Origin of the sequence: Kluyvera sp. NPDC087067, from assembly GCF_044745165.1 — a bacterium.
Taxonomy (GTDB): Bacteria; Pseudomonadota; Gammaproteobacteria; order Enterobacterales; family Enterobacteriaceae; genus Kluyvera.
Window position 1 is genome coordinate 21,722 of sequence record NZ_JBIUZS010000003.1, and the last position, 18,446, is coordinate 40,167.

An 18,446-nucleotide genomic window follows, 5' to 3' on the forward strand; every position below is an offset into this window, starting at 1 on the left:
GCTGCAGCATGCTGTACGGGTTTTCACAGGTTATTTTCCAGGGGGCGATAGTCACGCTTGAGCTCGCACTTAGCTCAGTGGTGCTATCCGTGCTTATTGGTCTGGTTGGCGCGGGGGCGAAGCTCTCCCGAAATCGCGTACTGGCGTTAATATTTGAGGGCTACACCACCTTGATTCGGGGCGTGCCCGATCTGGTCCTGATGCTGCTGATTTTTTATGGCTTGCAGATGGCATTGAACGTGGTAACCGACTCGCTCGGGTTATCACAATTTGATATTGATCCGATGATAGCCGGGATTATCACCCTCGGTTTTATCTACGGCGCTTACTTTACGGAAACCTTCCGTGGCGCGTTTATGGCAGTGCCAAAAGGACATATTGAAGCGGCCACCGCCTTTGGTTTCACCGGGGCGCAAACTTTCCGTCGGATTTTATTCCCCGCGATGATGCGCTATGCGCTGCCCGGTATTGGTAATAACTGGCAGGTGATCCTGAAAGCGACCGCCTTGGTCTCTTTGCTCGGTCTTGAAGATGTGGTGAAAGCCACCCAACTTGCTGGCAAAAGCACCTGGGAGCCGTTTTACTTCGCCATCGTCTGCGGCTTGATTTATCTGCTGTTTACCACCGTTTCCAATGGCGTGTTGCTTCTGCTCGAACGCCGCTACTCCGTGGGTGTGAAGAGGGCTGACCTGTGATAGAGATTATTCAGGAGTACTGGAAGGCGCTTCTTTGGAGTGATGGTTACCGTTTTACCGGCGTAGCGATTACGCTGTGGTTGCTGGTGTTGTCGGTGGTGATGGGCGGTATTCTGGCGCTTTTTCTGGCTATCGCTCGTGTCTCCAGTAATAAATTCATCAAATTCCCGGTGTGGCTTTTCACCTATATTTTCCGCGGTACCCCGCTGTATGTGCAGCTGCTGGTGTTCTACTCCGGCATGTACACGCTGGAAATCGTTAAAGGCACCGAGATGCTCAATGCCTTTTTCCGCAGCGGTCTTAACTGTACCGTACTGGCGTTAACCCTAAACACCTGCGCGTATACAACGGAGATTTTTGCGGGGGCGATTCGTGCCGTTCCGGCAGGTGAGGTAGAAGCGGCAAGGGCCTACGGTTTCTCGTCGTTTAAACTTTATCGCTGCATTATTCTGCCCTCAGCGCTGCGCACGGCTTTGCCAGCCTACAGTAACGAAGTCATCCTGATGCTGCATTCTACGGCGCTGGCGTTTACCGCGACCGTGCCTGATTTGCTCAAGATTGCTCGCGATATCAACTCCGCGACCTATCAACCGTTTACCGCCTTCGGGATTGCGGCGGTGCTGTACTTAATGATCTCTTACGTGCTGATTCGCCTGTTCCGCAAAGCGGAAAAGCGCTGGCTGCAGCATGTGCAACCGTCTTCTACGCACTGAGAACAAAATGTCTGAGAAAAAACTTAACGTCATCGATCTGCATAAACGTTATGGCGAGCATGAGGTGCTGAAGGGCGTATCGCTACAGGCGAACGCGGGCGATGTTATCAGCATTATCGGTTCGTCCGGTTCGGGTAAAAGTACTTTCTTACGCTGCATTAACTTCCTCGAAAAACCGAGTGAAGGCACGATTATCGTCAATGGCCAGAATATTGGTCTGGTTCGTGATAATGACGGACAGCTGAAGGTGGCGGATAAAAATCAGCTGCGTTTACTGCGTACCCGTCTGACGATGGTGTTCCAGCATTTCAATCTCTGGAGCCATATGACGGTGCTGGAAAACGTGATGGAAGCTCCCATTCAGGTATTGGGATTAAGCAAGCAAGAGGCGCGCGAGCGGGCGGTGAAATACCTGGCGAAAGTGGGTATTGATGAACGCCAGCAGGGGAAATATCCGGTACATCTCTCCGGTGGACAGCAGCAACGCGTCTCCATTGCGCGTGCCTTAGCTATGGAGCCGGAAGTCTTGCTGTTTGATGAACCCACCTCCGCGCTTGACCCAGAGCTTGTAGGCGAAGTGCTGCGTATTATGCAGAAGCTGGCGGAAGAGGGGAAAACCATGGTTGTCGTGACGCATGAAATGGGCTTCGCGCGGCATGTCTCCTCGCACGTGATTTTCCTGCATCAGGGCAAAATTGAAGAAGAGGGCGCGCCAGATGACGTGTTTGGTAACCCGAAAAGCGCACGTTTGCAGCAGTTTTTGAGCGGTGCGTTAAAATAAATACTCTTAGCCCTCACCGCTCGGTGAGGGTATTCTCGCGTCGGTAAACCCAATCGTCATAGTATTCCCCATTGAGCAAATAGGCTTTTTCCAGCACCTGAGTGCGCGTAAAACCGTGTTTTTCCAGCAGCCGTGAGGAGCCCTGATTGGCCCCTAACACCCACGCATTAATGGCCCACAGCGACAGTTGATGAAAGCCGTAGTCGCAAAGCGCGGTGAGCGCTTCGCTGGCATAGCCTTTGCCCTGAGCTTCGGGGAGCAGCGCGTAACCGATATCTGCTTCATGCGGGTTTTTTGGGCTAACGCGCAGGCCGATATCACCTAATGCCACATTATTTTCATCACGAATGACAAAGATATTGGGTTCTTCGCATCGCAGCCTGAACACCGCCCGTATCGCCGCTTCGTCCAGCACTTCGCCCATAAAACGCATGACGTCAGCGTTTTTTCGTAGCGACAGAAAAAAAGGCCAGTCGCGTTCGTTAAAGGGAGTTAGCAGTAAGCGTGGGGTTGTCAGCGTCACCATAAAGAGGCCAGTATGCGAGAACAAAGCCATACCTTAGCACCCAAAAAGGCGCCACAACAAGGCCTTAACGGTTAAGCGATGCGCTACTGCTAAGCTCACGGAAATAGTCGAGCACCGTCTGGCTCTCTTTGGAGGCGCGTAGCTGGAGGGCCAGATTCAGGCTATCCAGCGTGCGGGCATGGGCCACCAGTGGTGATGCCGTGGATAAGCGCCCTTCATCAATCAGCCACTCAACGACCGTTTGCCAGCGCCAAAGCGGCGAGTTGCCCTTCAAGCGTTGTACGGGGCCGGGAAATTTTCCCGCCCCCCGAGCGCCCTCTTTCAAAAGCGAGATAGCCTGGCGGGAAAGCCCGGTGAGTTCGGCAATATCGCTTAGCCCAACCAGCGTGGCATCCACTGATTCCACCCGCGCATTGAGCATGGGCGCGGATTCAATATCCTCAATGGCAGAGACAGTTAAGGCCGTTTGCCGATAATATTGCCCAGCGCTTTATCCAAATCGTACCAGCGGAAGGTAAAACCGGCGGCTTCTAAGCGTTTTGGCAACGCGCGCTGACCGCCCAGCACCAGTACCGACGATTCGCCCATCAGCAGGCGTATCATGGTTGCGGGAACGCGTAAGATTGCCGGACGATTCAGTGCATGACCTAAGGCGTGAGAAAATTGTTCATTGTGCACCGGGTAGGGCGAAACCATATTAAATGGCCCACGGAGATTGTGGTCGAGTAACCACAAAATACCGTTGACCATATCGTCAATGTGAATCCACGCCAGATACTGCCGCCCATTGCCGATAGGGCCGCCGAGCCCGAGTTTAAACGGTGGCAGCATTTTGCCGAGGATCCCGCCTTTTGCGGCAAGAACCACGCCGGTGCGCAGCAGGCAAACACGGGTACGGTCGCTTTGCGCGGTGCAGGCAATCTGCTCCCAGCGCGCGCAAAGCTTATGGGTAAATTCGTTATGCGGCGGTTCTTCTTCGGTCACGACCACTTCACCCAGATCGCCGTAGTATCCGATAGCTGAACCGGAAATCAGCACCGCCGGCGGGGTGTCGCTTGCCTGAATTAAATCACTAAGCCGTTGGGTTATCCTCCAGCGGCTGTCGCAGAGTTTCTGTTTCTGCTCCTCGGTCCAGCGCTTATCGGCAATCGGCTCTCCGGCGAGGTTAATGACGGCGTCGATGCCATCAAGTGACGTTACTTTCTGCAGCCCGGCCCATATCTCAACGCGCGCATCTAGCGTTTGACGTGCTTTCTCAGGCGTTCGCGTCACCACTGTGACCGTGTGGCCCAGCGTCAGTAAACGCGGGATCAGATGGCGACCAATTAGCCCGGTGCCACCGGTAATGAGAATTTGCATGCGACCTCCAAGCGAAGGAGCGCTTAACGTTGCCAGCTTAAGGTAATTGATACCGAGTCGGCATAACGCAGCGCGTGAACTTTATCGACCTCTACTTCAGCATAAGTGACCCAGTGATGTTCGCGTGCGATATCGAGCACATCCTGAGTTAATTTTTCCAACAAAGAGAAACGGTTATTCTCTACGTGAGAAATAATGCTTTTGGTGATGGTGCGGTAGTTCAGCGCATCGTTGATATCTTCGCTATTGCGCGCTTTATCTGCCGGGTAACGAAGCTGGATATTGATAACCACATCCTGGCGGTTGGCAATTTCTTCTTCTTTAATACCGATAAACGTACGCAGCCGCAGATTTTTGATGCGGATAATGGCGTCGGACTGTGACATTGCAGGTATTCTCCTTAATTATTGTTGTCCTTGGCATCATACACGAAAGCGGGTTTGTTGCGGCAGAGGGGGAACAGGTGCTTGTTTAATAAAGCGCGATTTACGCAAGCCTGTTAGTTGCAAAAACCTCATGTACCAGACGAGTGACATCTATTCTAAGACAAGCTATGTTGGCTGTTATGTCCGTCGGAGGCAGGTTCTTTGCGTCCGTCATTTGTGCCCTGTAACCTGTGATTGAGGATGCGCGATGAGCCAGCCTGTGATAACGCTTTGGTCAGACTCTGATTTTTTCTCGCCGTATGTTATGTCAGTTTACGTTGCGCTACAGGAAAAAGGGCTACCGTTTACCCTGAAAACGGTAAATCTTGGCCTCGGCGAACATCTTCAACCGGGATGGCGAGGCTATAGCGCCACTCGCCGCGTACCGCTGTTGGTGGTTGATGATTTTGAACTGAGCGAATCGTCTGCCATTACCGAGTACCTTGACGAGCGTTTTTCACCACCTGAATGGGAACGCTTGTACCCATACGATCTCCAGAAACGAGCACGCGCCCGTCAGGTGCAGGCATGGTTACGCAGCGACCTGATGCCAATTCGTGAAGAACGATCCACGGCGGTGGTTTTTGGGGGTGAGAAAAAAGCACCTTTAAGCGAAGCAGGACGTCAAAGCGCGGCTAAACTTTTTGATACTGCGGCGGCGCTCCTCTCCCATGGCAAGCCGAATCTGTTTGGTGAGTGGTGTATTGCGGATAGCTGTCTGGCGCTGATGCTTAATCGGCTGGTGATGAATGGCGATGATGTCCCGGAGCGACTGGCGGATTACGCGACCTTCCAATGGCAGCGGTCATCGCTACAGCGCTACGTGGCGCTCTCGGCAAAACGGTCGGGCTGAAAATAACGATGAAATCCATTATGATAGCAGGGATTATCATTGTAGGGATTTGATGAATGAAATTGATGTTTGCTTCGGATATTCATGGCGCTTTGCCCGCCGCTGAACGCGTCGTGTCGCTATTTAAACAAAGCGGTGCAGATTGGCTGGTGATTCTGGGCGACGTGCTCAATCATGGGCCGCGTAACGCGCTTCCTGAAGGATATGCGCCATCGCAGGTTGCCGAGTGTCTGAACAGCGTTGCTGAGCGAATTATCGCGGTACGTGGCAACTGTGATAGCGAAGTCGACCAGATGTTGCTGCATTTCCCCATGACGGCGCCATGGCAGCAGATATTGACCGACAAACAGAGACTGTTTCTGACTCACGGTCATCTTTATGGCCCGGATAATCTTCCGCCGCTGGCGACAGACGATGTGCTAATTTTTGGCCATACGCACCTGCCGGTGGCAGAAAAGCACGGCGAGATATTCTTATTTAACCCCGGTTCGGTTAGCATTCCTAAAGGCAGTTTTGCTGCAAGCTTCGGAATGATGGACGAGGGCAAACTGCAAGTTTTAGCACTTAATGATCAGCGGGTTATTGCAGAGGTCACCATTAACCCGTAATTTACCCATCAATCATAAAACGCGCCGCAAGAGCGCATTCAATTTAAGGTTTTCTGATGGTCGAGCAGAATCATTTGGCAAGCACGGAATGGGTCGATATTGTCAGCGAAGACAATGAGGTCATCGCGCAAGCGAGCCGCGAACAAATGCGCGCGCAGTGTCTGCGTCACCGGGCAACCTATATCGTCGTGCATGACGGGATGGGGAAAATTCTGGTGCAACGCCGCACTGAGACGAAAGACTATCAGCCGGGTATGCTGGACGCCACCGCTGGGGGTGTTGTCCAGGCTGATGAGCCGTTGCTGGAATCCGCCCGTCGTGAAGCAGAAGAGGAACTCGGGATTGCAGGCGTGCCGTTTGCCGATCACGGTCAGTTCTATTTTGAAGACAAGAACTGTCGCGTCTGGGGCAGCTTGTTTAGCTGTGTCTCCCACGGGCCGTTTGCCTTACAGGAAGAAGAGGTGAGTGAGGTCAGCTGGATGACGCCAGAAGAGATCACCGCCCGTTGCGATGACTTTACCGATGATTCCCTGAAGGCGCTGGCGCTGTGGATGACCCGCAACGCGAATAACGAAAAACAGGTTGAGGAAGAAGCCGAATAACATCGCGCTGACTTGCAGCCATAAAAAAATCCAGAACGGTTTCCCGCTTCTGGATTTTTTTTGCCTTAAAACCGCCCGCGAACGGACGGTAAAAGGAATTAATGCTGCTGTGAAGACTGGATCGCGGTCAGAGCGATGGTATAGACGATATCGTCTACCAGTGCGCCACGAGACAGGTCGTTCACCGGCTTGCGCATACCCTGCAGCATCGGCCCGATAGAGATCAGGTCGGCAGAACGCTGTACCGCTTTGTAGGTGGTGTTACCGGTGTTCAGATCCGGGAAGATGAACACGGTAGCGCGACCTGCAACCGGAGAGTTCGGTGCTTTGGATTTCGCAACGTCAGCCATAACCGCGGCGTCATACTGCAGCGGGCCGTCGATCATCAGATCAGGACGTTTTTCCTGAGCCAGACGAGTTGCTTCGCGAACTTTCTCTACGTCGCTACCTGCACCAGAGGTACCGGTAGAGTAGGAGAGCATTGCCACGCGTGGTTCGATACCGAAAGCAATCGCGGAGTCAGCAGACTGGATAGCGATTTCTGCCAGCTGTTCAGCCGTTGGATCTGGGTTGATCGCGCAGTCACCGTAAACATAAACCTGTTCTGGCAGCAGCATGAAGAACACAGAAGACACCAGAGAGCTACCAGGTGCAGTTTTAATCAGCTGCAGCGGTGGACGAATGGTGTTTGCCGTGGTGTGAACGGCACCAGAAACCAGGCCGTCAACATCGTCTTGTTCCAGCATCAGGGTGCCAAGAACAACGTTGTCTTCAAGCTGCTCGCGAGCAACGGTTTCGGTCATGCCTTTGTTTTTACGCAGTTCGACCAGACGAGCAACGTAGCTTTCGCGAACCACTTCTGGATCAACGATTTCAACGCCAGCGCCCAGTTCTACGCCCTGAGAGGCTGCAACGCGGGTGATTTCATCCGGGTTGCCCAGCAGTACGCAAGTTGCGATACCACGTTCAGCACAGATAGCCGCAGCTTTAACGGTACGCGGTTCGTCGCCTTCTGGCAGAACAACGCGCTTGCCGGCTTTACGTGCCAGCTCGGTCAGCTGGTAGCGGAAGGCTGGAGGAGACAGACGACGGCTGCGCTCAGAAGTTGCGGTGAGCGAATCAATCCAGTCTGCGTTGATATAGTTAGCAACGTATTCCTGAACTTTCTCAATGCGCTCGTGATCGTCAACCGGCACTTCCAGGTTGAAGCTCTGCAGGCTCAGAGAGGTCTGCCAGGTGTTGGTGTTCACCATGAATACCGGCAGGCCGGTAGCAAATGCGCGTTCGCACAGTTTGCTGATACGTGGATCCATGTCGTAACCGCCAGTCAGCAGCAGAGCACCGATTTCCACGCCGTTCATGGCGGCCAGGCACGCTGCAACCAGAACGTCAGGACGGTCTGCGGAAGTCACCAGCAGGGAACCTGCACGGAAATGCTCCAGCATGTGCGGGATGCTACGTGCGCAGAAGGTCACAGATTTCACGCGGCGAGTGTTGATGTCGCCTTCGTTAATAATGGTCGCGTTCAGGTGGTGAGCCATATCGATTGCACGGGTCGCAATCAGATCGAAGCTCCATGGCACCGCGCCAAGCACCGGCAGGCTGCTAGAGCCGCTCAGCTTAGCTGGATCGATTTTTACCACTTTCGCTTTGGTAGAATCGTCAAAGATCTCAGACAGATCCGGGCGAGTACGGCCCTGTTCGTCAACGGGTGCGTTCAGCTTATTGACGATAACACCGGTAATGTTGGTGTTTTTTGCGCCGCCGAAGCTGCTGCGAGTCAGTTCAATACGCTCGTTCAGCTGCTCTGGGGTATCGGTACCCTGAGACATGACGAAGACGATTTCCGCGTTCAGCGTTTTCGCGATTTCGTAGTTCAGAGACTGCGCGAACTGATGCTTACGGGTTGGGACAAGGCCTTCAACCAGTACAACTTCCGCATCTTTGGTGTTCTGGTGGTAGTTAGCGATGATCTCTTCCATCAGCACATCTTTCTGATTGCTGGAGAGCAGCGCTTCTACGTGGTTCATTTTCATCGGTTCAGCGGCAGTCGTCGTGGAAGAGCTGGCGCGAACGATGGTGGTAGTCTGGTCTGGCGCATCGCCACCGCTACGAGGTTGAGCGATAGGCTTAAAGACGCTCAGACGAACGCCTTTGCGTTCCATAGCACGGATAACGCCAAGGCTGACGCTGGTCAGGCCGACGCTGGTTCCGGTAGGGATCAGCATAATAGTACGGGACACGGTTTATCCTCTTTCGTTACCGCCGCAATTGGGCGGGTTACAAAACAGCACCGCCAGCTTAGCTGGCGGTGTGATATCAGGCAGTCAGACGGTTGGCGTCTTGTGCAATGACCAGCTCTTCGTTGGTCGGGATAACGATGGCAGGGCGGGTGCCTTCTTTGTTGATGAAACCAGACTTGCCGAAACGGGCAGCCAGGTTACGTTCGTGATCAACTTCGAAGCCCAGAACGCCCAGTTTGCCCAGGGACAGTTCGCGAACCATAGCGGCGTTTTCACCGATACCACCGGTGAAGATAACCGCATCCAGACGGCCTTCCATCAGCGCAGAGTAGGAGCCGATGTACTTCGCCAGACGGTGGCAGTAAACGTCCATTGCACGTTTAGCGTCAGCTTTATCCTGGTAGTTATCTTCTACATAACGGCAGTCGCTGGTGACTTCGGTCAGACCCAGCAGGCCAGACTCTTTGGTCAGCATTTTGTTGATCTGATCAACGTTCATGCCCAGAGTGTCATGCAGGTGGAAAATGATGGCAGGGTCGATGTCGCCAGAGCGAGTACCCATCACCAGACCTTCCAGTGGGGTCAGACCCATGGAGGTATCAACACATTTACCGTTACGGATAGCAGAAACAGAACCACCGTTGCCCAGGTGGCAAGTGATGATGTTGAGTTCTTCAACCGGCTTGTTCAGTACTTTTGCTGCTTCCTGAGTTACATAGAAGTGGCTGGTGCCGTGTGCGCCGTAGCGACGAATGCCGTGTTCTTTGTACAGGCTGTACGGCAGGGCATACAGGTAAGATTCTTCCGGCATAGTCTGGTGGAACGCGGTATCGAATACGGCAACGTTCTTATCTTTCAGGTTAGGGAAAGATTTCAGCGCTTCAGCAATACCGATCAGGTGAGCTGGGTTATGCAGCGGAGCAAAAGAAGAAGAATCTTTAATACCCTGAATCACGGATTCGTCGATCACAACGGAGCTGGTGTACTTCTCGCCGCCGTGTACGATACGGTGACCGATTGCGGTCAGCTGCGCGGACAGTTCTGGTTTTTGTGCCAGAATAGTATTAACGATAAAGTTCAGCGCTTCACTGTGAGCGGCGCCTGCGCCTAAAGCCGCTTCTTGTTTACCGCCGTCCATTTTCCACTTGATACGTGCTTCTGGGAGATGGAAACATTCGGCTAAACCAGAGAGGTATTCTTCACCGTTAACTGCATCGATGATGGCAAATTTCAGTGAGGAGCTACCGCAGTTCAGAACCAGTACTAACTTACTCGACATGGAAGTACCTATTTATGATACGTGGCTAAAAAAACGTCAATGAGTCATTAAGCGTAGCGCAGGATGACCCCGACATTTATGATTAACATCATGCCTGGAACAATTTTCGGGCATGATCTAAGAAATACATATTGATTCTAAGCCATTTTGCATATTTTTCAGCCAATGGCAGAATATGCGATAATTTGATATGCCAGAAGGGATAGAATCTGGCTATCTCAGGCTGGCACAGGATACCCGATTGCAAGGGCTATGCCAAAATCTTTTGAACGATGTCATACACAGTTGTTGTTTTGCAAAAATATTTTAATCTTTATACGTGAAGTTGAGGTGAGCCATGTCAACCCCCGAGCAACGCCCGGTCAGTTTCTTCAATTTATTTAGCCGGGGACAGCACTATTCAAAAACGTGGCCGCTGGAAAAACGCCTTGCACCGGTGTTTGTTGAAAACCGGGTCATCCGCGCGACGCGTCACGCTATACGTTTCATGCCGCCGCTGGCTATCTTTACGCTGTGCTGGCAAATTGCCCTGGGCGGGCAACTCGGCCCGGCCGTTGGCACCGCGTTATTCGCGCTAAGTTTGCCGATGCAGGGGCTGTGGTGGTTGGGGAAACGTTCCGTCACCCCATTACCGCCGTCAACGCTACAGTGGTTTTATGAAGTTCGTGGCAAATTACAGGAGGCGGGGCAAGCTCTCGCACCGGTAGAAGGCAAACCGGATTATCAGGCGCTGGCTGACACGCTTAAGCGCGCCTTCAAACAACTGGATAAAACTTTCCTCGATGATTTGTAATTGATAGCGAAAAACGCATATAAAAGAAGACACAATTATTGTGTCTTTTTTTATGCTGCCAAGCGCAACAGGAGTCGAAGAATGGAAATGACCCATGCACAACGTCTGATTTTGTCCAATCAGTACAAAATGATGACAATGCTTGATCCCGACAACGCTGAGCGCTATCGCCGCCTGCAAACAATTATTGAACGTGGTTATGGTTTACAGATGCGTGAGCTGGACCGCGAGTTTGGCGAGCTCAAAGAAGAGACCTGTCGTATCGTCATCGACATCATGGAGATGTACCATGCGCTGCACGTATCGTGGACCAATCTGAAAGACGCCGCCGCCATTGACGAGCGACGCGTCACCTTCCTCGGCTTTGATGCCGCCACGGAAGCGCGCTTCCTCGGCTACGTTCGCTTTATGGTGAATGTTGAAGGCCGCTATACCCACTTCGACGCCGGTACTCACGGTTTCAACGCCCAAACGCCAATGTGGGATAAATATCAGCGCATGCTGAATGTCTGGCACGGCTGCCCGCGCCAATACCACCTGAGCAGCAACGAAATTAACCAGATTATCAACGCGTAATGGAGGCGGCCGTGCTGTGCAAAGGTTTCCTGTTTGATTTAGACGGTACGCTGGTGGATTCGCTGCCCGTGGTCGAACGCTCCTGGCGATGCTGGGCTAAAAGCTATGGCGTTGACCCGGATGCGGTGCTGGATTTTATTCACGGTAAGCAGGCTATCACCACCTTGCGCCACTTTATGCCGGATAAATCGGAAGCGGAGATCCAGGCTGAGTTTCTGCGTCTTGAGCATATTGAAGCTACCGATTTGGACGGGATTCGCGCGCTGCCGGGGGCCATTGAATTGCTGGAGCACTTAGAGGCTAACGCGATCCCCTGGGCCATTGTGACCTCAGGGTCAATTCCGGTGGCTCACGCGCGCCATCGGGCGGCAGGTCTGCCGACGCCTGAAGTGTTTGTCACCGCCGAACAGGTTAAACACGGCAAACCGCAGCCGGATGCCTATTTATTAGGTGCCGAGCTTCTGGGGCTGCCACCGCAAATGTGTCTGGTGGTTGAAGATGCTCAGGCTGGCATCCAGGCAGGAATCGCTGCGGGATGTCTGGTCGCGGCTGTCAATGTACCGGCAGAAACGCCGGAGCTGTTGGAGGTCGATTTTGTTCTCTCGACCCTCGATGCGCTGCGCGTCGAAAAATTACCGGATAACCAGGTAAACGTTACGCAGAATGCATGATCTTATGATTTAGCCCCACATCGTTGGGGCTTTTTTCTGTCAATATGATTAACGCCTTATAGTTGATGATGTTACCGCTTATTTGATGACAAGGATGTACTGTGAACGGTGAATTGATTTGGGTGCTCTGTTTATTAGCGATTGCGGTGGTGCTGTTTGCCACCGGCAAGGTACGCATGGATGCTATCGCATTGGGCATTATTGTGGCATTTGTCCTGAGCGGCACGCTGACGTTAAGCGAAGCGTTTTCCGGTTTTAGCGATCCCAACGTTATCTTGATTGCCGCACTGTTTATTATTGGCGATGGTCTGGTTCGCACCGGCGTCGCCACCAAAATGGGTTCCTGGCTGGTGCAGGTCGCGGGCAACAGCGAAATCAAAATGCTGGTGTTCCTGATGCTGACCGTCGCCGGACTCGGTGCCTTTATGAGTTCAACCGGGGTGGTGGCTATCTTTATCCCGGTGGTGTTAAGCGTCTCGACACGCATGAATATCTCCCCCTCGCGCCTGATGATGCCGCTAAGCTTCGCCGGGCTTATCAGCGGCATGATGACATTAGTCGCCACGCCGCCAAATCTGGTTATCAATAGTGAATTGCTCCGCGAAGGGCTAGACGGCTTTGGTTTCTTTAGCGTCACGCCGATTGGTCTGGTCGTTCTGGTGCTCGGCATCATCTATATGCTGTTGACACGATTTATGCTTAATGGCGATGACGAAAATCAACAGCGCGACGGCCGCAAACGCAGCACCTTTCGCGATCTGATTAAAGAGTATCGCCTGACCGGACGCGCACGCCGCCTGGCTATCCGCCCCGGCTCGCCGATGATAGGCCAACGTCTTGACGACATGAAATTGCGTGAACGTTACGGTGCCAACATTATTGGCGTCGAGCGCTGGCGTCGTTTTCGTCGGGTGATTGTGAATGTTAACGGGGTATCCGAATTCCGTGCCCGCGACGTGCTGCTGATTGATATGTCGGCGGCTGAGATAGATTTGCGCCAATTCTGCACGGAGCAGATGCTTGAGCCGATGGTTCTGCGCGGGGAATATTTCTCAGACCAGGCGCTGGATGTGGGTATGGCGGAAGTATCGCTTATCCCTGATTCCGAACTGCTGGGTAAAACCGTCCGTGAAATGGGCTTTCGTACCCGTTACGGCCTCAATATTGTGGGCATGAAGCGTAATGGTCAGGCGGTAGACGGGTCGGTGGTCGATGAACCTCTGCAACTTGGCGATATTGTGCTGGTGGTCGGCAACTGGAAATTGATAAGCCAGCTGGCGCAAAAAGGGCGAGATTTCGTGGTGCTCAATCTGCCGGTTGAAGTCAGCGATGCGTCACCGGCGCACAGCCAGGCTCCGCATGCTATTTTCTGTCTGGTACTGATGGTGGCGCTGATGCTCACCGATGAAATCCCAAACCCCATTGCCGCGATAATCTCGTGCCTGCTGATGGGGAAATTCCGCTGCATCGATGCGCAGAGCGCCTATAAATCGATTCACTGGCCGAGCATTATTTTGATTGTCGGGATGATGCCGTTCGCGCTGGCTTTGCAGAAAACCGGCGGCGTGGATCTTATTGTGAAAGGTTTGATGGATATCGGCGGCGGGCAGGGACCATATTTGATGCTGGGCTGTCTGTTCGTGATGTGTGCGGCCATTGGGCTGTTTATCTCCAACACCGCCACGGCGGTATTAATGGCGCCAATTGCACTCGCGGCGGCGAAAACGATGGGCGTGTCGCCTTATCCGTTTGCCATGGTTGTGGCAATGGCGGCTTCAGCGGCGTTTATGACGCCGGTTTCCTCCCCGGTGAATACGCTGGTGTTAGGGCCTGGTAAATACACCTTCAGTGATTTCCTCAAAATTGGCGTGCCGTTTACGGTGCTGGTGATGATTGTCTGCGTGGTGCTGATCCCAATTCTGTTCCCATTCTGATAGCACGTTCCCGGCGGCGCTGCGCTTGGCCGGGCTACATTTTCTGTGCGCGGTGCGGTTTTGTGGCCCGGGCGAGGTGCGAACGCACCGACTCTGGGGCGGCGCGGTGCCATCCCGGCGGCGCTGCGCTTGGCCGGGCTACATTTTCTGTGCGCGGTGCGGTTTTGTAGCCCGGACGAGGTGCGAATGCACCGACTCCGGGGCGGCTCGGTGCCGGACCCCGGAATGTGTAGAAGGAAGGGACTAAAGCGGTGAGTCCTGACTTATTTCATCGAGCGAAAGATGGAAGCTTGGGACAAACATCGCCATAAAATAGTCCATCTCATCGCTGCGACGTGAGGCCAGCGTCTTTTCAAGGCGGCCTTTTGCCAGCAGAAACTCATTATTACCGGCCGATAGCTCTTCCAGGCACTTCAGATAAGCGCATAGCGCATCAGCCTGCTTCACAATCGCTTTCTCTTCATCGCTACTCTGATGTTCGTCAATGAGCGGCGCGAAGATGTCGTGCAGCTCTTCTGGCACCATATCGAGCAGTTTCTGCTGCGCGATTTTCTCAATCGCTTTGTATTCCTGCGCAATTTGCGAATTGAAATATTTTACCGGGGTTGGAAGATCGCCTGTTAATACTTCCGAGGCGTCGTGATACATCGCCAGCAGCGCAATACGTTCGGCGTTGACCTGACCGTTAAATTTCCGATTCTTAATCGCCGCGAGGGCGTGGGCGACCATGGCAACCTGTAAACTGTGCTCAGAGACGTTTTCCGTGCGCACATTGCGCATCAGCGGCCAGCGATTGATTAACTTCAGGCGGGAGAGGTGGGCAAAAAAATGACTCTGATTCTGACTCATAACATCCCTTACTCGGTGACTTCAGTAAAGGCATTGTGCGCTGAGAAAGCCGCCGGATGCAAATTTCCGGCGGCGAGAAGGGGATTACAGCTGACGATAGCCCGACAGGAAACGGCCAAAACGGGTGATCGCCATTTCCAGATCGTCTTCACGCGGCAGCGTCACGATACGAACGTGATCCGGCCACGGCCAGTTAAAAGCGGTTCCCTGCACCAGCAGCACTTTTTCCTGTAACAGGAAATCCAGCACCATGCGCTGGTCATCATGAATGTTAAAGCGCTTGGCATCGATTTTCGGGAACATATACAGCGCGCCTTTCGGCTTCATGCAGGAGACGCCAGGGATCTCGTTAATTAACTCCCACGCGCGGTTACGCTGCTCGTATAAACGTCCGCCGGGAGCGATAAACTCGCTGATGCTCTGATAGCCGCCCAGCGCGGTCTGAATTGCGTGCTGTGCCGGAACGTTGGCACAAAGTCGCATGGACGCAAGCATCTCCAGCCCTTCGATATAGCCTTTGGCGTGCTTCTTCGGCCCATTTAATACCATCCACCCCTGGCGGAAACCCGCCACGCGGTAAGTTTTGGACAAACCGTTAAAGGTAACCGTCAGCAGATCCGGCGCCAGGGCGGCGATTGAATGGTGCTGGGCTTCGTCGTAGAGGATCTTGTCGTAGATTTCATCGGCGAAGATTATCAGGTTATGCTCGCGGGCGATCTCGACAATTTCCTGCAGCAGCTCTTTTGAGTAAACCGCGCCGGTTGGGTTGTTCGGGTTAATAATGACGATGCCACGGGTGCGTGGCGTAATTTTGGCACGGATATCGTCAAGGTCAGGGAACCAGTCAGCCGACTCGTCACACAGATAATGCACCGCTTTTCCGCTGGATAACGACACGGCCGCTGTCCACAACGGGTAGTCAGGTGCTGGCACCAGCATCTCGTCACCGCTGTTCAATAGCGCCTGCATCGCTTGCACAATAAGCTCAGAAACACCATTGCCGATGTAGATATCTTCGACCGTCACATCGCGCATACCGCGAGCCTGATAGTGCTGCATGATGGCTTTACGCGCAGAGTACAGACCTTTGGAATCGCAGTAACCCTGCGCGGTTGGCAGGTTACGAATCACATCAACCAGAATCTCATCCGGCGCATCGAACCCAAATGGCGCGGGGTTACCGATATTGAGTTTAAGAACCTTGTTGCCTTCTTCTTCAAGGCGTTTGGCCTCTTTGAGTACCGGGCCGCGAATGTCGTAACAAACGTTGTCTAACTTGCTGGATTTTTCGATGGGTGACATGAATCTTTGACCTTTTTAGCTGTGATTGCCACTCCCTGCCGTGGAAGTCAGCACGGAACAATGTACTCCGCATCCCCGTAGTTTTGAAGGGTTAACAGTAGAAGATTTTGTTCAGCTTTTATTGATGGAGCATTCTTTTTTACTGCTTTCATCCGATGATTTCTATGATATCTATTGCGACTTCGGAATTATGCAGCTCAATTCACTATCATTAACTAAACTTATGGTTTTTTTGACTGAGCAAAAAGAAAATGGTTTACCTTAGGGACTGATAGGCATAAATACATTAACTAACTTTACCTATTTATATCTTTATTTATATTCAGGCTAATAAGTATTAGGACTAATACTCGCCTTGTGAAAGTGTTGTTAATCTCAGGCCTCAATATATATTAATATTTCTTTATATTTTGAAAAGGTATTTCAAAGCATCGTGAGGCTACCTAAATTGGTTGAAATCTGAAGCTTTCAGTGCGCTTGAGATAGATCTTAATTAAGCTTATAAAGTTAATGGTTTTCGGTTAATATGCGAAGGCAGATGCAAGTTTTGCTTCCGATTTTTGTTGATGATTATCAATGCGTCTGAGTTAACTTGATGATTTTTGTCTATTTATTGCATTAATTTAAAATACGGCTTTCCTCCTGGTGCATTAAAGCAGCATTACAACCTACAACTTCTTACGCAGCAGACTGCCGAGAGAGAACCAGATAAATAGCCTTCGGGTTAAAGGATATATTGCAAAGGGAACTGTTGCTCTTTGAAGTAACAGACAATTTTAATACTGACACTCATCAGCTCATCATTCACTCCCTCACTGGGGAACGATGATTTAAAGGATTAGCCTGAAATTTTAGAGTGCAGCATCAATACGTCAGGTCTTATTCGTACCTGTAAGTGGATTTATATGATAAATGCCAATCGTCCGATTCTAAATCTTGATCTCGATCTGCTGAGAACTTTTGTTGCTGTTGCTGACCTGAGCACCTTTGCCGCCGCCGCCTCCGCGGTGTGCCGCACGCAATCTGCGGTGAGTCAGCAAATGCAGCGTCTGGAGCAGCTGGTGGGTAAAGAGCTTTTTGCCCGTCATGGGCGTAATAAGCTTCTGACTGAACACGGTATTCAGCTGCTTGGCTATGCGCGAAAAATCCTGCGATTTAATGATGAAGCCTGTACTTCCCTCATGTTCAACTCTCTACAGGGGCAGTTAACGCTGGGCTCATCCGATGAATCAGCGGACACTATTTTGCCGTTCTTATTAAATCGCGTCAGCTCGTCGTACCCTAAGCTGGCGCTTGATGTTCGGGTGAAACGTCATAGTGTGATGGCCGGTATGCTGAAAAGCGGGGAGGTCGATCTGGCCCTCACCACCCATCCGCTGGAAGGTTTTGAATCGACGCTACTGCGTGCGTCACCTACGCTTTGGTACTGTGCCGCTGAATTTTCAATGCGCGCGGAAGAACCGGTGCCGTTGGTTCTGCTCGACGATCCTAGCCCATTCCGCGACACCATCATAAAAACGCTGGATGCGGCGGGAATGCCATGGCGTTTGGCCTATGTTGCTTCGACGCTGTCAGCCGTTCGTGCGGCGGTTAAAGCGGGGCTTGGCGTCACCGCGCGCCCGGTTGAAATGATGAGCCCCGATCTCAGAGCGCTCGGGAAAGCTGAGGGAATGCCAGAATTACCGGAAACGGAATACATGCTGACCTACAATCCACACAATGAAAATGAACTGGCGCAGATGATTTTCCAGTCTCAGGTGCAGCGTAACGATCCCTGGCCGCAGGCGGGGGCATATACCTCTGAAGAGGGAGATAATTCCCTTATTCATGAGAGGGATATGGATTAACATCTCCGTTGAAATGTAGTAACAAAATGTAACTTCAAAAAAGAACCGTAGACGAATAAAACTCAGTTTGCGGTTCTTTTTTCACACTTGTAGAACCTATCTGAAAAATCAAATCCTGGAATGTGATAATAATCATGTAATTACAATTATTACTCTCTGTAAATGGCTTATCATCAAACATGACATCATATCTCCTGCTAATGTTAAAAAAACGGATAGATTGTTGCCGTTTTACTGGTCGAATTAACAAAAGCGTGTCTTAGATCAAGAAAATACCCCTCAATAGGGGGAGGAATCATTAGAAATTCCTGTCAAAATAGCGGGGTAATTCTTGTCATTGCTACAAAACGGACACGATTCAACAACAGGCAATCCGTAAGGTCTGCTGAA

The 18,446-nt window shown here is 52.0% G+C and carries 18 protein-coding genes and 1 pseudogene; 11 read left to right on the forward strand and 8 right to left on the reverse strand.

All coding sequences use genetic code 11. From position 1 onward, the window contains the following. Positions 1-8 precede the first annotated feature (8 nt). From ACIPDS_RS08935 to hisP, 3 genes are read left to right on the forward strand one after another with little or no spacing between them, the layout of a single operon-like run. Positions 9-695, forward strand: coding sequence for a histidine ABC transporter permease HisQ (locus ACIPDS_RS08935; protein ID WP_062772662.1), 687 nt, complete (start codon positions 9-11; stop codon positions 693-695). Continuing rightward, positions 692-1,408, forward strand: a complete 717-nt coding sequence (locus tag ACIPDS_RS08940) for an ABC transporter permease (protein ID WP_166516116.1) — start codon at positions 692-694, stop codon at positions 1,406-1,408. Before ACIPDS_RS08935 ends, ACIPDS_RS08940 begins: the two co-directional genes overlap by 4 nt. Before the next feature lie 7 nt (positions 1,409-1,415). Beyond that, the gene (gene hisP, locus ACIPDS_RS08945) at positions 1,416-2,189 is read left to right on the forward strand and encodes a histidine ABC transporter ATP-binding protein HisP (RefSeq protein ID WP_166516117.1); all 774 of its coding nucleotides are present in this window, start codon (positions 1,416-1,418) and stop codon (positions 2,187-2,189) included. Positions 2,190-2,202: 13 nt separating this feature from the next. Here the strand turns inward: hisP and ACIPDS_RS08950 are convergent, their stop codons facing one another. From ACIPDS_RS08950 to folX, 4 genes and pseudogenes are all read right to left on the reverse strand, one after another. Next, on the reverse strand, positions 2,203-2,715 hold the full coding sequence (locus ACIPDS_RS08950; protein ID WP_400735566.1) for a GNAT family N-acetyltransferase: 513 nt from the start codon (positions 2,713-2,715) through the stop codon (positions 2,203-2,205). Between the two features lie 64 nt (positions 2,716-2,779). Next, positions 2,780-3,169: pseudogene (locus tag ACIPDS_RS08955) on the reverse strand (helix-turn-helix transcriptional regulator); the annotation flags it as partial. 2 nt (positions 3,170-3,171) lie between these two features. Beyond that, entirely contained in the window at positions 3,172-4,074 is a 903-nt protein-coding gene (locus ACIPDS_RS08960; protein WP_400734775.1) for a TIGR01777 family oxidoreductase, read from the reverse strand. 23 nt (positions 4,075-4,097) lie between these two features. Next, the gene (folX, locus tag ACIPDS_RS08965) at positions 4,098-4,460 is read right to left on the reverse strand and encodes a dihydroneopterin triphosphate 2'-epimerase (RefSeq protein WP_400734777.1); all 363 of its coding nucleotides are present in this window, start codon (positions 4,458-4,460) and stop codon (positions 4,098-4,100) included. A 247-nt stretch (positions 4,461-4,707) separates the two neighbouring features. On the opposite strand from folX, the gene yfcF reads away from it, so the two are divergent. Genes yfcF through yfcD form a run of 3 tightly spaced genes read left to right on the forward strand, consistent with a single transcriptional unit; the run spans position 4,708 to position 6,562 of the window. Continuing rightward, a complete protein-coding gene (yfcF, locus tag ACIPDS_RS08970) occupies positions 4,708-5,352 on the forward strand; it encodes a glutathione transferase (protein WP_400734779.1) in 645 nt (214 codons plus the stop codon). Between the two features lie 56 nt (positions 5,353-5,408). After that, the gene (gene yfcE / locus ACIPDS_RS08975) at positions 5,409-5,960 is read left to right on the forward strand and encodes a phosphodiesterase (protein ID WP_400734781.1); all 552 of its coding nucleotides are present in this window, start codon (positions 5,409-5,411) and stop codon (positions 5,958-5,960) included. Between the two features lie 56 nt (positions 5,961-6,016). Further along, on the forward strand, positions 6,017-6,562 hold the full coding sequence (gene yfcD, locus ACIPDS_RS08980; RefSeq protein ID WP_400734783.1) for an NUDIX hydrolase YfcD: 546 nt from the start codon (positions 6,017-6,019) through the stop codon (positions 6,560-6,562). Positions 6,563-6,660: 98 nt separating this feature from the next. Here the strand turns inward: yfcD and pta are convergent, their stop codons facing one another. Together pta and ackA are read right to left on the reverse strand one after the other, a co-directional pair. After that, entirely contained in the window at positions 6,661-8,805 is a 2,145-nt protein-coding gene (gene pta, locus ACIPDS_RS08985) for a phosphate acetyltransferase (RefSeq protein ID WP_400734785.1), read from the reverse strand. 76 nt (positions 8,806-8,881) lie between these two features. Further along, positions 8,882-10,084, reverse strand: a complete 1,203-nt coding sequence (gene ackA / locus ACIPDS_RS08990; RefSeq protein WP_400734787.1) for an acetate kinase — start codon at positions 10,082-10,084, stop codon at positions 8,882-8,884. Between the two features lie 337 nt (positions 10,085-10,421). On the opposite strand from ackA, the gene yfbV reads away from it, so the two are divergent. The 4 genes from yfbV to ACIPDS_RS09010 all read left to right on the forward strand — a co-directional run bounded on the left by yfbV (position 10,422) and on the right by ACIPDS_RS09010 (position 14,058). Further along, complete coding sequence (gene yfbV / locus ACIPDS_RS08995; RefSeq protein WP_400734789.1) at positions 10,422-10,877, forward strand: terminus macrodomain insulation protein YfbV; 456 nt, start codon at positions 10,422-10,424, stop codon at positions 10,875-10,877. An 81-nt stretch (positions 10,878-10,958) separates the two neighbouring features. Then, positions 10,959-11,453, forward strand: coding sequence for a YfbU family protein (locus ACIPDS_RS09000; protein WP_400734791.1), 495 nt, complete (start codon positions 10,959-10,961; stop codon positions 11,451-11,453). After that, positions 11,453-12,124 carry a sugar phosphatase gene (locus ACIPDS_RS09005; protein ID WP_400734793.1) on the forward strand — a complete coding sequence of 224 codons (672 nt, stop codon included), beginning with the start codon at positions 11,453-11,455 and terminating at the stop codon, positions 12,122-12,124. Before ACIPDS_RS09000 ends, ACIPDS_RS09005 begins: the two co-directional genes overlap by 1 nt. A gap of 101 nt (positions 12,125-12,225) precedes the next feature. Next, on the forward strand, positions 12,226-14,058 hold the full coding sequence (locus tag ACIPDS_RS09010; protein WP_400734795.1) for an SLC13 family permease: 1,833 nt from the start codon (positions 12,226-12,228) through the stop codon (positions 14,056-14,058). A 243-nt stretch (positions 14,059-14,301) separates the two neighbouring features. On the opposite strand, the gene yfbR is transcribed toward ACIPDS_RS09010, so the two are convergent. Next, the gene (yfbR, locus tag ACIPDS_RS09015) at positions 14,302-14,907 is read right to left on the reverse strand and encodes a 5'-deoxynucleotidase (protein WP_166516130.1); all 606 of its coding nucleotides are present in this window, start codon (positions 14,905-14,907) and stop codon (positions 14,302-14,304) included. An 84-nt stretch (positions 14,908-14,991) separates the two neighbouring features. Beyond that, positions 14,992-16,209 (reverse strand): alanine transaminase AlaA, encoded by a 1,218-nt coding sequence (gene alaA, locus ACIPDS_RS09020; RefSeq protein WP_153742455.1) that lies wholly within the window; start codon positions 16,207-16,209, stop codon positions 14,992-14,994. 905 nt (positions 16,210-17,114) lie between these two features. Here alaA and lrhA point away from each other — a divergent pair. Next, entirely contained in the window at positions 17,115-18,056 is a 942-nt protein-coding gene (gene lrhA / locus ACIPDS_RS09025) for a transcriptional regulator LrhA (RefSeq protein ID WP_400734798.1), read from the forward strand. Positions 18,057-18,446: the final 390 nt, after the last annotated feature.

Excerpts from the sequence above, each read along its gene's own strand:
- yfcE (WP_400734781.1), top strand. The coding sequence starts at position 5,409 with ATGAAATTGATGTTTGCTTCGGATATTCATGGCGCTTTGCCCGCCGCT.
- yfbV (WP_400734789.1), top strand. The coding sequence starts at position 10,422 with ATGTCAACCCCCGAGCAACGCCCGGTCAGTTTCTTCAATTTATTTAGC.
- yfcD (WP_400734783.1), top strand. The coding sequence starts at position 6,017 with ATGGTCGAGCAGAATCATTTGGCAAGCACGGAATGGGTCGATATTGTC.
- yfbR (WP_166516130.1), bottom strand. The coding sequence starts at position 14,907 with ATGAGTCAGAATCAGAGTCATTTTTTTGCCCACCTCTCCCGCCTGAAG.
- ACIPDS_RS09005 (WP_400734793.1), top strand. The coding sequence starts at position 11,453 with ATGGAGGCGGCCGTGCTGTGCAAAGGTTTCCTGTTTGATTTAGACGGT.
- yfcF (WP_400734779.1), top strand. The coding sequence starts at position 4,708 with ATGAGCCAGCCTGTGATAACGCTTTGGTCAGACTCTGATTTTTTCTCG.
- ACIPDS_RS08960 (WP_400734775.1), bottom strand. The coding sequence starts at position 4,074 with ATGCAAATTCTCATTACCGGTGGCACCGGGCTAATTGGTCGCCATCTG.
- ackA (WP_400734787.1), bottom strand. The coding sequence starts at position 10,084 with ATGTCGAGTAAGTTAGTACTGGTTCTGAACTGCGGTAGCTCCTCACTG.
- lrhA (WP_400734798.1), top strand. The coding sequence starts at position 17,115 with ATGATAAATGCCAATCGTCCGATTCTAAATCTTGATCTCGATCTGCTG.
- ACIPDS_RS08950 (WP_400735566.1), bottom strand. The coding sequence starts at position 2,715 with ATGGTGACGCTGACAACCCCACGCTTACTGCTAACTCCCTTTAACGAA.
- ACIPDS_RS09000 (WP_400734791.1), top strand. The coding sequence starts at position 10,959 with ATGGAAATGACCCATGCACAACGTCTGATTTTGTCCAATCAGTACAAA.
- folX (WP_400734777.1), bottom strand. The coding sequence starts at position 4,460 with ATGTCACAGTCCGACGCCATTATCCGCATCAAAAATCTGCGGCTGCGT.
- hisP (WP_166516117.1), top strand. The coding sequence starts at position 1,416 with ATGTCTGAGAAAAAACTTAACGTCATCGATCTGCATAAACGTTATGGC.
- alaA (WP_153742455.1), bottom strand. The coding sequence starts at position 16,209 with ATGTCACCCATCGAAAAATCCAGCAAGTTAGACAACGTTTGTTACGAC.
- ACIPDS_RS08935 (WP_062772662.1), top strand. The coding sequence starts at position 9 with ATGCTGTACGGGTTTTCACAGGTTATTTTCCAGGGGGCGATAGTCACG.